Origin of the sequence: Kineococcus halophytocola (genome assembly GCF_041276425.1) — a bacterium.
Lineage (GTDB): Bacteria > Actinomycetota > Actinomycetes > Actinomycetales > Kineococcaceae > Kineococcus > Kineococcus halophytocola.
This window is the reverse complement of the sequence record NZ_JBGFTU010000003.1, coordinates 57,453-70,738: the sequence shown is the minus strand read 5'-3', so window position 1 is coordinate 70,738 and position 13,286 is coordinate 57,453. Positions and strand designations below refer to the sequence as shown.

Annotated in this window: 14 protein-coding genes and 1 pseudogene; 11 read left to right on the top strand and 4 right to left on the bottom strand. The window is 75.5% G+C overall.

The features are described from left to right. Positions 1 to 22: 22 nt before the first annotated feature. A complete protein-coding gene (locus tag AB2L27_RS03290; protein WP_370440042.1) occupies positions 23 to 1,057 on the bottom strand; it encodes an aldo/keto reductase in 1,035 nt (344 codons plus the stop codon). A gap of 126 nt (positions 1,058 to 1,183) precedes the next feature. Here AB2L27_RS03290 and AB2L27_RS03285 point away from each other — a divergent pair, with 126 nt between their 5' ends. The 5 genes and pseudogenes from AB2L27_RS03285 to gndA form a co-directional block, all read left to right on the top strand. Beyond that, complete coding sequence (locus tag AB2L27_RS03285; RefSeq protein ID WP_370440188.1) at positions 1,184 to 2,188, top strand: PfkB family carbohydrate kinase; 1,005 nt, start codon at positions 1,184 to 1,186, stop codon at positions 2,186 to 2,188. Positions 2,189 to 2,285: 97 nt separating this feature from the next. Then, positions 2,286 to 2,933 carry a UdgX family uracil-DNA binding protein gene (locus AB2L27_RS03280; RefSeq protein ID WP_370440041.1) on the top strand — a complete coding sequence of 216 codons (648 nt, stop codon included), beginning with the start codon at positions 2,286 to 2,288 and terminating at the stop codon, positions 2,931 to 2,933. A gap of 46 nt (positions 2,934 to 2,979) precedes the next feature. Next, on the top strand, positions 2,980 to 3,654 hold the full coding sequence (locus AB2L27_RS03275; protein WP_370440040.1) for a GntR family transcriptional regulator: 675 nt from the start codon (positions 2,980 to 2,982) through the stop codon (positions 3,652 to 3,654). Continuing rightward, complete coding sequence (locus tag AB2L27_RS03270; RefSeq protein ID WP_370440039.1) at positions 3,651 to 4,982, top strand: MFS transporter; 1,332 nt, start codon at positions 3,651 to 3,653, stop codon at positions 4,980 to 4,982. The genes AB2L27_RS03275 and AB2L27_RS03270 overlap by 4 nt, the downstream gene beginning before the upstream one ends. Then, positions 4,982 to 6,484: pseudogene (gndA, locus tag AB2L27_RS03265) on the top strand (NADP-dependent phosphogluconate dehydrogenase); the annotation flags it as partial. The gene AB2L27_RS03270 and the pseudogene gndA, both read left to right, overlap by 1 nt. Before the next feature lie 118 nt (positions 6,485 to 6,602). On the opposite strand, the gene AB2L27_RS03260 reads toward gndA, so the two are convergent. Then, on the bottom strand, positions 6,603 to 7,475 hold the full coding sequence (locus tag AB2L27_RS03260; protein ID WP_370440038.1) for a spermidine synthase: 873 nt from the start codon (positions 7,473 to 7,475) through the stop codon (positions 6,603 to 6,605). A gap of 66 nt (positions 7,476 to 7,541) precedes the next feature. On the opposite strand from AB2L27_RS03260, the gene AB2L27_RS03255 reads away from it, so the two are divergent. The 6 genes from AB2L27_RS03255 (at position 7,542) to AB2L27_RS03230 (ending at position 12,332) form a co-directional block, all read left to right on the top strand. Then, the gene (locus AB2L27_RS03255) at positions 7,542 to 7,766 is read left to right on the top strand and encodes a hypothetical protein (RefSeq protein WP_370440037.1); all 225 of its coding nucleotides are present in this window, start codon (positions 7,542 to 7,544) and stop codon (positions 7,764 to 7,766) included. Between the two features lie 48 nt (positions 7,767 to 7,814). Further along, the gene (locus AB2L27_RS03250; protein WP_370440036.1) at positions 7,815 to 8,516 is read left to right on the top strand and encodes an EcsC family protein; all 702 of its coding nucleotides are present in this window, start codon (positions 7,815 to 7,817) and stop codon (positions 8,514 to 8,516) included. Beyond that, positions 8,513 to 8,911, top strand: a complete 399-nt coding sequence (locus AB2L27_RS03245) for a YkvA family protein (RefSeq protein ID WP_370440035.1) — start codon at positions 8,513 to 8,515, stop codon at positions 8,909 to 8,911. Before AB2L27_RS03250 ends, AB2L27_RS03245 begins: the two co-directional genes overlap by 4 nt. Before the next feature lie 62 nt (positions 8,912 to 8,973). Next, positions 8,974 to 10,155, top strand: coding sequence for a DUF4192 family protein (locus AB2L27_RS03240; protein WP_370440034.1), 1,182 nt, complete (start codon positions 8,974 to 8,976; stop codon positions 10,153 to 10,155). 38 nt (positions 10,156 to 10,193) lie between these two features. Next, positions 10,194 to 10,595, top strand: coding sequence for a universal stress protein (locus tag AB2L27_RS03235; protein ID WP_370440033.1), 402 nt, complete (start codon positions 10,194 to 10,196; stop codon positions 10,593 to 10,595). A 174-nt stretch (positions 10,596 to 10,769) separates the two neighbouring features. After that, positions 10,770 to 12,332 carry an RNA polymerase sigma factor gene (locus tag AB2L27_RS03230; protein ID WP_370440032.1) on the top strand — a complete coding sequence of 521 codons (1,563 nt, stop codon included), beginning with the start codon at positions 10,770 to 10,772 and terminating at the stop codon, positions 12,330 to 12,332. Between the two features lie 78 nt (positions 12,333 to 12,410). Here the strand turns inward: AB2L27_RS03230 and AB2L27_RS03225 are convergent, their stop codons facing one another. Both AB2L27_RS03225 and AB2L27_RS03220 read right to left on the bottom strand, forming a co-directional pair. After that, positions 12,411 to 12,905 (bottom strand): DUF456 domain-containing protein, encoded by a 495-nt coding sequence (locus AB2L27_RS03225; RefSeq protein ID WP_370440031.1) that lies wholly within the window; start codon positions 12,903 to 12,905, stop codon positions 12,411 to 12,413. Positions 12,906 to 12,941: 36 nt separating this feature from the next. Beyond that, positions 12,942 to 13,166, bottom strand: coding sequence for a DUF7455 domain-containing protein (locus AB2L27_RS03220; protein WP_370440187.1), 225 nt, complete (start codon positions 13,164 to 13,166; stop codon positions 12,942 to 12,944). Positions 13,167 to 13,286: the final 120 nt, after the last annotated feature.

Genomic DNA, 13,286 nt, shown 5'->3' with positions numbered 1-13,286 from the left:
GCGGCGGGCGGGAACCGGCCGGTCAGCGTCCGCCGGTGAGCTTGCGCGAGCGCTGCGTCGACCCCGGCCCGCCGTAGGGGTAGTCGGCCGGTTCGGGGTCGCTGGCCTCGTCCAGGGCCGCGAGCTCACCGGCCTCCAGCTCCAGGTCGGCCGCCCCGAGGTTCTCCGTGAGCTGCTGCACGGTGCGCGCCCCGAGGATGACCGAACTCACCGCGGGCTGGGCCGACAACCACGCCAGCGCGATCTGCGCCATCGGCACGCCACGCTGCTCGGCCACCCGCTGCACCGCGTCCACGACCGCCCACGTCCGTTCTCGGGCGTTGCGCCTGGCGTAGGCCTCGACCCCGCGGTCGGGGTTCTCCCCGAGCCGGGTGTCCCCGGTCGGGGTCGTGTCGCGGGTGTACTTGCCCGACAGCCACCCCCCGCCCAGCGGGGACCACGGCAGCAGTCCCAGGCCGTTCTCCTCCGCGGCGGGCACGATCTCCCACTCGATCTCGCGCACCAGCAGGTTGTACTGCGGCTGCAGCGTCACCGGCGGGGAGAAACCCTCCGCGGCGGCCAGGTCGACGGCCTTCTGCAGCTGCCAGCCGGTGAAGTTCGACAACCCGACGTGGTGGACCTTGCCCGCGCGGACGAAGGAGTCCAGCGTGGCCAGGGTTTCCTCCAGCGGGGTCCACGGGTCCCACGCGTGGACCTGGTACAGGTCGACGACCTCCACGCCGAGCCGGCGCAGCGAGGCGTCCAGCGCCCGCGTCAGGTGCCGGCGCGAGAGGCCGACGCCGTTGGGTTCCCCGGAGGTGGGGAACCGGCCCTTGGTCGCCAGGACCACCCGTTCGGTGACGTCGGCCGGGCGGTCGGCCAGCCAGGCGCCGACGACCTCCTCCGAGACCCCGCCGCTGTAGACGTCGGCCGTGTCCACGAGGGTCCCGCCCGCGGCCAGGAACGTGTCGAGCTGCTCGAAGGCGACGTCGCGGTCGCTCTCGCGGCCGAACGTCATCGTGCCCAGCGCGAGGTTCGAGACCGAGGTGCCGCTGCTTCCCAGGGTTCTGTACTCCATGGGCGCATCCTCCCCCTGGTCGGGCCCGCGCGCCCCTGACAGCATGCCGGGGTGCAGCCGGACCCCGTCCCCGACACCCCCGTCCCCGACGTCCACGTCCGGGGGACGGTGTTCCTCGACATCGTCATGACGGGACTGGACTCCGAACCCCGCCCGGGGACGGAGGTCTGGACCTCGGGGATGGGGTCGTGCCCGGGGGGCATCGCGAACATGGCGGTGGCCGCGGCGCGGCTGGGGTTGTCGACGTCGCTGTCGGCGGCGTTCAGCACCGACGCCTACGGGGAGTTCTGCTGGCGGACGCTGGGGGAGCAGGAGGGCGTGGACCTGTCCACCTCCTACCGGGTGCGGAACTGGCACTCACCGGTCACCGTCTCCCTGGCCTACGGCGGGGACCGCGCGATGGTCACCCACGAGCACCCCGCCCCCCGGGACGAACCGGCCGAGGTCCCGGCCGCCCGCAGCGCCCTGGTCCACCTGGCCGCCGTCCCGCAACCGTGGGTGCTGCGCGCCCGCGAGCAGGGGTCGCTGGTGTTCGCCGACGTCGGCTGGGACGCGGCGACGCAGTGGAACCCCGACGTCCTGGCCGGGCTGGAGCACTGCCACGCGTTCCTGCCCAACCACGTCGAGGCGATGCGCTACACCCGCACCGACGACGCCGCCTCGGCCGTCGCGGCGCTGGCCGAGCGCGTCCCGGTCGCCGTCGTGACGTGCGGGGCCGAGGGCGCCCTGGCCGTCGACGCCGCGACGGGGGAGCGGGCCGGGGTCCCGGGGCTGCGGCTGGACGCCCTCGACGCGACGGGGGCCGGGGACGTCTTCGGGGCGGGGTTCCTCACCGGGACGCTGGCCGGGTGGACGCTGACCGACCGGCTGTCCTTCGCCAACCTGTGCGCCGGGTTGTCCGTGCAGCAGTTCGGCGGTTCGCTCTCGGCGCCGGGGTGGGGCGACATCGCCGACTGGTGGTCGCACCTGCGCCGCGGGCCCCGCACGTCGGCCACGGCCCAGCTCCTCGTGCAGTACGGCTTCCTCGACGACGTGCTGGCCGCCCACCCCAGCGGCACCGGTCGGGCGGTGCGCCGCGCGAGCGCGACCCTGGCGGTCGGCAACGACCTGCCCGACGGCGGGCGCCGCTGACCGCACGGGGTCGCGGGGTCGCGGGGTGCCGCCGAGGGGTGGAGGTTGGTCGCGAGCGCCCGCCGCCGGCGGGCCCGGAGGTGAGGTGGGCACGAGGATGGCGACGAAGGTCGAACGCGCCGGCGCGCAGGAGTGGGTCCCGGCCGGCGCCGACGTCGGGCGGCTGCGCGAGGCGGCGGTGGACTGCCGCGGCTGCGAGCTGTGGGAGCCGGCGACGCAGGTCGTCTTCTCGGCCGGTTCCCCGACCGCGCGGCTCGCGCTGGTGGGCGAGCAGCCCGGGGACCAGGAGGACCGGCGCGGCATCCCCTTCGTCGGCCCGGCCGGGCGGCTGCTGCAGCGCGCCGTGGAGGAGGCGGGCGTCGACCGGGCCGACGTGTACGTCACGAACGCGGTGAAGCACTTCCGGTTCACCCAGAAGGCCCCGGGCCAGCGCCGCATCCACGCCAGCCCCGACGTCGGTCACGTCAGCGCCTGCCGGCCCTGGCTGGCCGCCGAGCTGGCCGCCGTCGACCCCGACGTCGTCGTCTGCCTCGGGGCGACGGCGGCGAAGGCGCTGCTGCCGAAGGACTTCCGGGTGACCAAGGACCGCGGCCAGGTGCTGCGGCTGCAGACCTCGCGCGGGGAGAAGACCTTCCTCGGCACCATCCACCCCTCGGCGGTGCTGCGCGTGCCCGAGGACGACCGCCAGGGCGCCTACGACGGGCTCGTCGCCGACCTGCGCACCGCGGTGGCCGCCCTCGGCTGACGCACCCCCGGTCCATGTCCTGACATGCAGCTAGCATGGATGCACGATGGACACCGCGCGCACCCCAGCCCACCCGCGGACCCCGGGGGCACCCCCGGCCGCCGACCGCGTCTACGCCCACGTCAAGCAGGCCGTGCTCGACCGCACCCTGCCCGGCGGGCACCTGCTGACCGAGGGCGAGGTCGCCGACGAGCTCGGCGTCTCCCGCACCCCCGTGCGCGAGGGACTGCTGCGGCTGCAGGCCGAGGGACTGGTGCGCCTCATCCCCAAGCGGGGAGCGCTCGTCGTCCCGGTCTCCCCCCAGGAGGTCGAGGACGTGCTGGAGGCCCGCGAGCTCGTCGAGGTGCACGCCGCCCGCGGCGCCTGGGCGGTGCGCGATGAGCTCGTCCACCGGCTGACCCCGCACCTGCTCGCCATGCGCCGGGCCGCCGCCGGCGGGACGACGTGGGACTTCATGAGCGCCGACCGCGCCTTCCACGCCGAGGTCGTGCGCGCCGCCGGTAACGAGGTCCTGGCCGGTGTCTACGACTCCCTGCGGGACCGGCAGATGCGGATGGGGGTGCTCAACCTCGGGGGTGCCCCCGACCGCACGGCGCGGGCCCTGGCCGACCACGAGGCCCAGCGGGCCGCGCTCGCGGGCGAGGACGAGCAGGCCTGGACCGACCTGGTGCGCGCCCACGTGCGCCAGGCCGGGGACCGGTTGCGGGCGGTGCGCCCGTGAGCGCGCGCCCCACCGGGGTGCGCGGGGCCTGGCTCGTCTTCGCCGTCGGCGCCCTGGCCTACGTCGTCACGGTCGCCAACCGCACCTCGCTGGCCGCCGCGGGCCTGGACGCCCAGCAGCGCTACGACATCACCGCCGGGACGCTGTCGAGCTTCGCGGTGCTGCAGTTCCTCGTCTACGCCGCCCTGCAGGTGCCCGTCGGGGTCCTCATCGACCGGTGGGGGCCGCGCCGGCTCGTCGTCCTGGGCGCGGCCACGATGGGCGCCGGTCAGCTCGTCCTGGCCCTGAGCACCCAGACGTGGCAGGCCGTCCTGGCCCGCGTCCTGGTCGGGGCCGGGGACGCGGCGACCTTCGTCAGCGTCCTGCGGGTCGTCACGAACTGGTTCCCCCCGTCCCGGGTGCCCGTCATGACCCAGCTCGTCGGCCTGTTCGGGCAGCTGGGCCAGGTGTTCAGCTTCGTCCCGCTCGTGGCGCTGCTGCACGGGCCGGGCTGGACCCCCGCCTACACCGGCCTCGCCTCGTTCACGCTGCTGGCCACGGTGCTGTCGGTTCTGGTCCTGCGCGACGTGCCGCCGGGGCGGGAGAACCCGCGCGTCACCCGGTCCCTGCGGCAGGTGGGCGGGGACCTGCGGGCCGCGCTGCGCCACCCCGGCACCCGGCTGGGCCTGTGGTCGCACTGGGCGACCCCGTTCTCCGGCAACGCCTTCGCCACGCTGTGGGGTTTCCCCTTCCTCGTCTCCGGGCAGGGCGTGAGCCCGGCGGGGGCCAGCGCGCTGCTCACCCTCTACACCGTCACCGCGGCCGGGGCCGGTCCGGTCTTCGGCACCTTCGTCGCCCGGCACCCGCTGCGCCGGTCCTGGCTCGTGCTCACCGTCGTGGGCTCCCAGGCGGTGGTGTGGGCGGTGGTACTGCTGTGGCCCGGCCGGGCTCCGCTGGTCCTGCTCGCGCTGCTCGTCGTGGTCGCCGCGACCGGCGTCCCGGGCTCGATGGTCGGCTTCGACTACGCCCGCACGTCCAACCCCGCCCACCGCCTCGGCGGGGCCACGGGCATGACCAACGTCATGGGCTTCACGGCCTCGGTCGTGCTCATCCTGCTCGTCGGGGTGCTGCTGGACGCCCAGGGCGCGGGCACCCCGGCGACGTACTCCCTGGGGGCCTTCAAGGTCGCGTTCGCCCTGCAGTTCCCGCTGTGGGCGCTCGGGGTCGCCGGGATCCTCGTCAGCCGCCGTCAGACGCGGGCGCTCATGGCCGCCGACGGGGTCGTGGTGCCCCGGGTCCGCGACGTGCTGCGGGCCCGTGGTTCCCGCGCCGGGACCGGCACGGCATGATGCGGCGGGTGAGCGAGCAGACGCAGGGACAGGCCGGGCAAGGACGCGCCGGCACGGCTCAGATCGGTGTGACCGGGATGGCGGTGATGGGCCGCAACCTGGCCCGCAACATCGCCCGGCACGGGTACGTGACCGCGGTGCACAACCGCACCGACGCCAAGACGAGGGCGCTGGTCGAGGAGTTCGGCGAGGAGGGGACGTTCGTCCCCGGGTACACGACCCAGGAGTTCGTGGACTCCCTGTCCTCCCCGCGCACCATCATCATCATGGTCAAGGCCGGCGCCCCCACCGACGCCGTCATCGACGAGCTGGCCCCGCTGCTGTCCGAGGGCGACATCCTCGTCGACGGCGGCAACGCGCACTTCCTGGACACCCGCCGCCGCGAGGCCGCGCTGCGGGAGAAGGGCATCCACTTCGCCGGCGTCGGCGTCTCCGGCGGCGAGGAGGGCGCCCTGCTGGGCCCCTCGATCATGCCCGGCGGCTCGAAGCACGCCTACGCCACGCTCGGTCCGGTCCTGGAGGACATCGCCGTCTCCGTCGAGGGCACGCCGTGCGCCACCCACGTCGGGCCCGACGGGGCCGGGCACTTCGTCAAGATGGTGCACAACGGCATCGAGTACGCCGACATGCAGCTCATCGCCGAGGCCTACGACCTGCTGCGCCACGGCCTGGGCCGCACGCCGAAGCAGCTCGCCGAGGTCTTCACGACGTGGAACTCCGGGGACCTGGAGAGCTTCCTCATCGAGATCACCGCCCGCGTCCTGGCCAAGGACGACCCCACCCAGGAGGGCGTCCCGCTCGTCGACGTCATCCTGGACGAGGCCGAGCAGAAGGGCACCGGCCGCTGGACGGTGCAGACCGCCCTGGACCTGGGCACCCCCGTCTCCGGCATCGCCGAGGCCGTCTTCGCCCGCGCGCTGTCCGGGCACGCCGAGCAGCGCAAGGCCGCCCAGCCGGTGCTGCCCGGCCCGACCGGTGACGCAGCCGGTGGGGCCGAGGGCTCCGGCGGGTTCGTCGCCGAGGCCGACGCCGAGCAGTTCGTCGAGGACGTCCGCGCCGCCCTCTACGCCTCGAAGGTCGTCGCCTACGCGCAGGGCTTCGACATGATCCGCGCCGGTTCGCAGGAGTACGGCTGGGGCGTGGACCCCGGCGCCATGGCGACGATCTGGCGCGGCGGGTGCATCATCCGGGCCACGTTCCTGGACCGCATCAAGGACGCCTACGCCAAGAACCCCGAGCTGCCCTCGCTGCTGCTGGACCCCTACTTCGCCGACGCCGTCGCGAAGGGCCAGGAGGCCTGGCGCCGCGTGGTCGTGCACTCGGTGACCGCCGGCATCCCCGCGCCCGGTTTCGCCTCGGCCCTGGCCTACTACGACGGCCTGCGCCGGGAACGGTCCTCGGCCGCGCTGATCCAGGGGCTGCGCGACCTGTTCGGGGCGCACACCTACAAGCGCGTGGACCGCGAGGGGTCCTTCCACGTGGAGTGGACCGGCGACGGGTCCGTGTCGCAGGGCTTATCCTGCGCCCCGCACCACGACGGCGCCGACCCCGGGGGGTCGGCGCCGTCGTGGTGCCCGGGGTCAGCCGCCCTCGCCGGCCGCGGCGCTCAGGCGTCGCTGCTCACGCGTCGGGGGCCGGGGGCGCCACCTCGTCGTGCAGGACGCGGGACCCGGCGCAGAAGTGCCGCGCGTCGCGGCCCAGGACGAGCCGGGCCGGGGCCACCCCGCCGGCCAGCGCCCGCACCAGGGCCCGCTCGGGCAGCTCCCGCCGGGAGGCCACGAGCAGGACGTTGCCGTACCGCCGGCCCCGGAACACCCCCGGCTCGGCCAGGACGGCCACGTGCTCGAACACCTCGAACGCCGTGACCAGCTCGGCGCGGGAGTTCGGCAGGGGCGGGCGGTCGGCGAGGTTGGCGATCCACACCCCGCCGGGGGCCAGCACCCGGTCGACCTCGGAGAGGAACTCCACCGTCCGCAGGTGCCCGGGCACCGCGTCCCCGGCGAAGGCGTCGCGCACGACGACGTCCTGGCTGGCGTCCGGCAGCGGGGCCAGCCCGCGGCGCCCGTCGGCCACCCGCAGCTTGAAGCCCGCGGGCCCGCTGGCCCCGAAGCTGCGCCGGTAGACCTCCACGAGTCCGGCGTCGACCTCCAGCACGAGCTGGCGCGAGCCCGGCCGGGTCGCCGCGAGCCAGCGCGGGAAGGCGCAGCCCGCCCCGCCGAGGTGCGTGGCGCGCAGCGGGCCGGGGGGGTGCACCGCGTCGAGCACCGCCGCGGTCCACTGGTGGTACTCGAACACCAGGCGGGTGGCGTCGGCGGTGTCGACGTAGGAGCTCGGGACCCCGTTGACCAGGACCGTCCAGCCGTCGGGGTCGTCGGGGTCCTGCTCCAGCCGGACCGTCCCGGTGGCGATGGCCTCCTCGCCCTGGACGGGCCGGGCCGCGGCCGCCGGGCGGGTGCCGCGGGGGCGGCGGGGGGGACGGGATCGCTCGGGCACCCCCGGATCCAACCAGGCCCGGGTGCGGGCACTGAAGTTCCGCCGTCCCGGTGCCGAGGAGGAAGCATGTCCACCTTCCTGGAGATGTGCCTGCTCGCGCTGTTCGTGGTGCCGTTCCTGCGCGACCGCAGGGCGCGGCGCCACCTGGACCCGGCGCGCTTCCCGCAGGCGGACCGGCCGCCGGTGGCCAGCGCACAGCGCCCGCCGCGCCCCTGGGCGCGCCGCCGGTACGTCGACTCCGGGGTCGCCGAGGTCGTGGCCTACCTCAGCGAGCAGGACCCGGCCCGCTGACCGGTTCTCCGGCTGGCGCGCGGCGTCCCACCGGCTAGCGTCGAGGGTGTGAGCCGCCGCGAGAAGACCAGCCCGTCCGACGTCGAGGAGCCCTCCGCGCTCGAGCGTCGTTCCACCGACCTCGTGACGCGGCTGCTCAAGGTCGGCATCGACGGCCTGGGCCCGTTCGACAGCGCCGCGCAGGTGGCGCGCTCCGCCCGCGCCGACCACCCGAGCACCGAGTCGGCCGTGCACGCCGTCGTGCGCCAGCACTCCCGGCTCGTAGCCGGCAACGGGTTCGTGACGGGGCTGGGCGGTCTGCTGACGCTGCCGGTCGCCATGCCCGCCAACGTGTTCGCCTTCCACGTCCTGGCCGTGCGCGCCGTGGCCGCCATCGCCGAGCTGCGGGGGTACGACACCACCCGGCCCGAGGTGCGCTCCGCCGTCCTGCTGACCCTCGTGGGCGCCGACGCCACCGACGTGCTCAAGACCGCCGGGCTCCCGGCGGGAGGCCGGCTGACCGGGCTCATCACCTCGCGCGTCCCGCGGCCGGTGCTCATGCTCGTCAACAAGGGCGTCGGCTTCCGCCTCCTCGCCAGGTTCGGGACGCAGGGCCTGCTCCGGGTGCCCCAGCGCGCCCTGCCCGTCGTCGGGGGGGCCGTGGGCGCGGGGGTGGACACCGTGATGTTCCGCCGGATCACCAAGAACGCCGAGCACGCGCTGCCGCCGCTGGCCGGGGCCGCCGTGACCCCGGGGGAGGGCTCCTCGTGAGCCGCGGTCACGCCGTGGGGCCAGGACCCCTGCGGGCGGCCCCGGCCGTGGACCCCCGCACGGCCCTGCGCCTGCGGTTGCTGCCGTGGATGGTCCGGGACGCGGTGACGGGGCGGTGGACCGGTACAGGCCGTCGGCGCCTGGCCGCTGCGGCCCTGGGCACCGTCTACCTCCTCTCGCCGGTCGACGCCGTGCCGGAGCTGTGGGTGCCCGTCCTGGGGTTCCTCGACGACGGGCTCGTGGCCGCCTTCGTGGCCGCCTCGGTGCGCGCCGCCACGACCGACTACGTCCAGCGCGGTGGCTGGCGCACCCCCCGTCCCGGGCCGGTGACCGTCACCGGTCAGCAGGCCCCCGCAGCGGGTCACCCCCGTCCCCACAGGCGCCTGCCGGGCTGAGGAGGGGACCGTCCTGTGGACGGCCCCGGCGAGCGGTGCCGCGCCCGCCCCAGGGTGGCGTGGTGACCGCAGCCCGCCCCGACCGCAGCACCCCCACCGGCCCCTCCACCGGCCCCTCCACCGGTGGTGCCGGCCCGCTCGTGGCCACCGGGGTGGCCGACCTGCTGGCCCTCCTGCCCTACCGCCTCGGCTTCCACCCGGCCGACTCCCTCGTCCTGCTCGAACTGCTCGCTCCCGCCCCCGGGACGCGCAACCGCCGGCTGGGGCTGGTGGTCCGGGCCGACCTGCCTCCCGCCCCCGGCGCGGACGGGACGGCGACGGCCGCAGCCGCCGAGGCCACGGCCGGGCAGTGCCTGCGGCTCGTGCGCCGGCAGGCCCGAGCGGGCTCGGAACTCCTCGTGGTGCTGTACGACCCCGAGGCCCGTTCGACCGGCGGGCAGCTCCGGCCGGGCCCGCGGGCGGCGGCCGTGCTGGAGGCGGTGCGCACCGGCCTGGGAGCCCTGGGCGGGGTGGGCGGGGTGGGTGGGGTCGAGCCGGCCGAGCACGTGCTCGTCGGTGCCGGGCGCTGGCGGACGCTGACCTGTTCCGGGCCCTGCTGCCCGGCCGGTGGTGCCCCGTGGCCGCCCCGGGGGTCGGGACGGGGGCCGGAGCGGGGCGGTGACCCGTTGCGGCTGCAGGCCGAGGCCGTCTGGCGCGGGTTCTTCGCCGCACCCGACCGGGCCGCGAGCCTGTCCGACCTCGCACCGGTGGACCCGGCCCGGTGCGCCGCGGCCGCGGCGGCTTCGCGCGCGCCGGTGACCCCGGCCCGCTCGCGCGCCCTGGTCGAGGACTTCGGGCGGGCGGTGGACCAGGGGTGCGTGGGGCCGGTGCCCGTCCTGCCCGCCGCGTGGTGCGGTCACCTGCTGCGGGCCCTGGAGCGCCTCCCGGTGCGCGACGCCGTCCTGGCGGCCGGCTCCGGCGGGTCCACCGACCCCACCGAACCCCTCGACGCCCACCGCGCCGCGGTCGCCGCCGACGTGGCGCTGCAGGTGGCGCGGCACGCCGGGCCGGGCGGGGCGGCGGCGTGGGCCGTGGTCGCCTGGCTGGAGTGGGCCGCCGGCCGGTCGGTGCGGGCGGGGGCCTGCGCCCGGCGGTCCCTGCGGGCCGACCCCGGGCACCGGCTGGCGCTGCTGGTGGAGCAGGCCGTGCGGCACGGCCTCGGGCCCGGCGGGTGGGGTGCAGGGGGCGGGCCGGGCGGTGCGTAGTACGGTCACGGATCGTCTACGACGTTGGAGAGTGCGGCATGGGGATCGTCGTCGGGTACGTGGCCAACCCCGAGGGGAGGGCCGCGCTGGAGCGGGCCGGTGGGGCGGCCGTCCGGCTGTCCGCGCCGCTGGTGGTGGTGCACAGCCGCCGCCCGGGCCGGGAGATCGACGCCGAGGAGGCCGAGCAGCTCGCGGCCGTCCACGACAAGGTGCGCGCCGAGCTGGCCGAGGCCGGTCTGTCGGTCGAGCTGCGCGAGGTGCCCGACTCCGACGACCCCGCCGACGACCTCATCACCGCCGCCGAGGACTCCGGCGCCTCCCTCATCGTCATCGGCCTGCGCCGCCGCACGCCCGTGGGCAAGCTGATCCTGGGGGCCAGTGCCCAGCGGATCCTGCTCGACGCCCCCTGTCCCGTCCTGGCCGTCAAGCCCGAGGACTGAGCCCGCCGGCGCGTCCGGTCCGGTGACCGCCGGTGGTGTCGCGCCACCCCGTGCGCCGATCCGTGCAAGAATCGGCGTTTGTCTCCCACGTGGGCATAAGCACCCGCCCGCCGGTGTTGACGTTGTCGACTGCTGCCCGCGCAGTCCCGTTCCGCCCACGACGAAAGGCAGTCCGTGTCGTCGGTACCGACCTCCCGGCCGCTCCCGCCAGAGTTCGCTTCCGCTCCGTTCCAGGAGCTTCTGCAGCACGGAACCACCCACGGCTACGTCGACGCGCAGTCGGTCCGGGTGGCGTGCGAGGACGCCCAGCTGCCCGTGCAGCGCATGAAGGCGGTCCTGCGCGCCCTCGACGACAACGGGATCACCGTGAAGGTCCCCGCCGAGGCCCCCAAGCGCGCCGTCGCGGCGGCCTCGGCCCGCCGGGCGACGTCCACGGCCACGGCCACCAAGACCGCCCGCCCGGCCGCCAAGCGCGCCGCCGCCCCCGCCGAGGGCGAGGACGCGGCGGCCGCCCCCGCGGGGTCCGCGGCGAAGACGGCCACCAAGGCGCCGGCCAAGACCGCGGCCAGGAAGACGGCCGCCAAGACGGCGACGAAGGCCGCGGCCAAGACGGCCACCAAGGCCGCGCCGGCCGAGGAGGGCGACGAGCCCGCCGTGGAGGAGGTGCTCGAGGACGTCGCGACCGAGGAGGTCGTGGCGGATGAGGATGTGGCGGCCGAGACGCCGGAGACGCCCGAGGACGGCTCGGGGAAGAAGGCCGGCGGCGCCTTCGTCCTGCGCGACGACGACGAGGACGACGCCCCGGCCCAGCAGGTCTCGACCGCCGGCGCCACCGCCGACCCGGTCAAGGACTACCTCAAGCAGATCGGCAAGGTCGCCCTCCTCAACGCCGAGCAGGAGGTCGAGCTCGCCAAGCGCATCGAGGCCGGTCTGTTCGCCGAGGAGAAGCTGCACTCCGGCGACGACATCGACCCGATCTTCAAGCGCGAGCTGTGGTGGATCAGCGAGGACGGCCGGCGCGCCAAGAACCACCTCCTCGAGGCCAACCTGCGCCTGGTGGTCTCGCTGGCCAAGCGGTACACGGGCCGCGGGATGCTCTTCCTGGACCTCATCCAGGAGGGCAACCTGGGGCTCATCCGTGCTGTCGAGAAGTTCGACTACACCAAGGGCTACAAGTTCTCCACGTACGCGACGTGGTGGATCCGCCAGGCCATCACCCGCGCGATGGCCGACCAGGCCCGCACCATCCGCATTCCGGTGCACATGGTCGAGGTCATCAACAAGCTCGCCCGCGTCCAGCGGCAGATGCTGCAGGACCTGGGCCGCGAACCCACTCCGGAGGAGCTCGCCAAGGAGCTCGACATGACCCCGGAGAAGGTCGTCGAGGTCCAGAAGTACGGCCGTGAGCCGATCTCGCTGCACACCCCGCTGGGCGAGGACGGCGACTCCGAGTTCGGTGACCTCATCGAGGACTCCGAGGCGGTCGTCCCGGCCGACGCCGTGAGCTTCACGCTCCTGCAGGAGCAGCTGCACTCGGTGCTCGACACCCTCTCCGAGCGCGAGGCGGGCGTGGTGTCCATGCGCTTCGGGCTGACCGACGGCCAGCCCAAGACGCTGGACGAGATCGGCAAGGTCTACGGCGTGACGCGCGAGCGCATCCGCCAGATCGAGTCCAAGACGATGTCGAAGCTGCGCCACCCCTCGCGCTCGCAGGTCCTGCGCGACTACCTGGACTGACCCGGGGCGACCCGGACCCACGTCCTGGACGCGGGACGACGCCGCAGCAGCACCCGCCGGAGGCCCGGCGGGTGGGACTCAGCGCAGGGTCAGGGCCCCGACGACCCACACCGTCGTCGCCAGCAGGGCGGCGGCGCCTTCCAGGGCCACGCTGAGCCCGACGTTCTTCACCGCCACGACCGTCGAGCGCCAGGCGCGGCGCGCGCGGTCGGGGACGCCGTGCGCGGCGAGGAGCTCGCCGAGGAAGACCCCGAGGACGAAACCCAGCGGCAGGCCGAGGACGGGCACGACGAAGAAGCCGACGACCCCGAGGACGGCACCGAGCAGGAGGGTGCGCTTGCCGATGCCGGCCCGGGTCATCCGCCGCCCGGGCAGCAGGTACATGGCGACCTGGCCGGCGGCCAGGAGCACCACGATCCCGGCGAACCAGACCCAGGCCGCACCGCCCTGGCCCAGGGCCCAGGCCAGCGCGGCCAGCCCGACGAGGACGGTGCCCGGCAGGACCGGGACGACGATGCCGACGAGACCGACGGCCATCGCCAGCGCGACGACGACGAGCCCGGCGTCACCCATGGTGACGCCGGGCTCGCCGGTGGTGCGGGGTCAGGATCAGCGCTCGTCGGGGGCGGCCGTCGACGACGTGGCCGCGAGCTTCTGCGACTCGTCGTGGATGTCGGCGCCGGCGGCGCGCAGGGCCTGGCGGTGCTCGCGGCCGTGGTGAGCGCAGAAGAGGAGCTCACCACCGGCGTTGAGCTGGACCCGCACGTAGGCCTGTGCGCCGCACCGGTCGCACCGGTCCGAGGCGGTCATGGGGCTCTGGCTGAGGGTGGTCATGGCGGTGGTCACTCCGCGACTCCTTCCGGGTCGTGCACGCTGGCGGGCAGCTGCTGCTCCCGCCGGACACTCTTCCCCAACCTTCGGCAGCGCGCGCGCGTTCCCACGCCGTTGGAGCAA

Coding starts and splice junctions, on each gene's coding strand:
- AB2L27_RS03290 (WP_370440042.1), bottom strand. CDS start 1,057: ATGGAGTACAGAACCCTGGGAAGCAGCGGCACCTCGGTCTCGAACCTC.
- AB2L27_RS03285 (WP_370440188.1), top strand. CDS start 1,184: ATGACGGGACTGGACTCCGAACCCCGCCCGGGGACGGAGGTCTGGACC.
- AB2L27_RS03280 (WP_370440041.1), top strand. CDS start 2,286: ATGGCGACGAAGGTCGAACGCGCCGGCGCGCAGGAGTGGGTCCCGGCC.
- AB2L27_RS03275 (WP_370440040.1), top strand. CDS start 2,980: ATGGACACCGCGCGCACCCCAGCCCACCCGCGGACCCCGGGGGCACCC.
- AB2L27_RS03255 (WP_370440037.1), top strand. CDS start 7,542: ATGTCCACCTTCCTGGAGATGTGCCTGCTCGCGCTGTTCGTGGTGCCG.
- AB2L27_RS03235 (WP_370440033.1), top strand. CDS start 10,194: ATGGGGATCGTCGTCGGGTACGTGGCCAACCCCGAGGGGAGGGCCGCG.
- AB2L27_RS03225 (WP_370440031.1), bottom strand. CDS start 12,905: ATGGGTGACGCCGGGCTCGTCGTCGTCGCGCTGGCGATGGCCGTCGGT.
- AB2L27_RS03220 (WP_370440187.1), bottom strand. CDS start 13,166: ATGACCACCCTCAGCCAGAGCCCCATGACCGCCTCGGACCGGTGCGAC.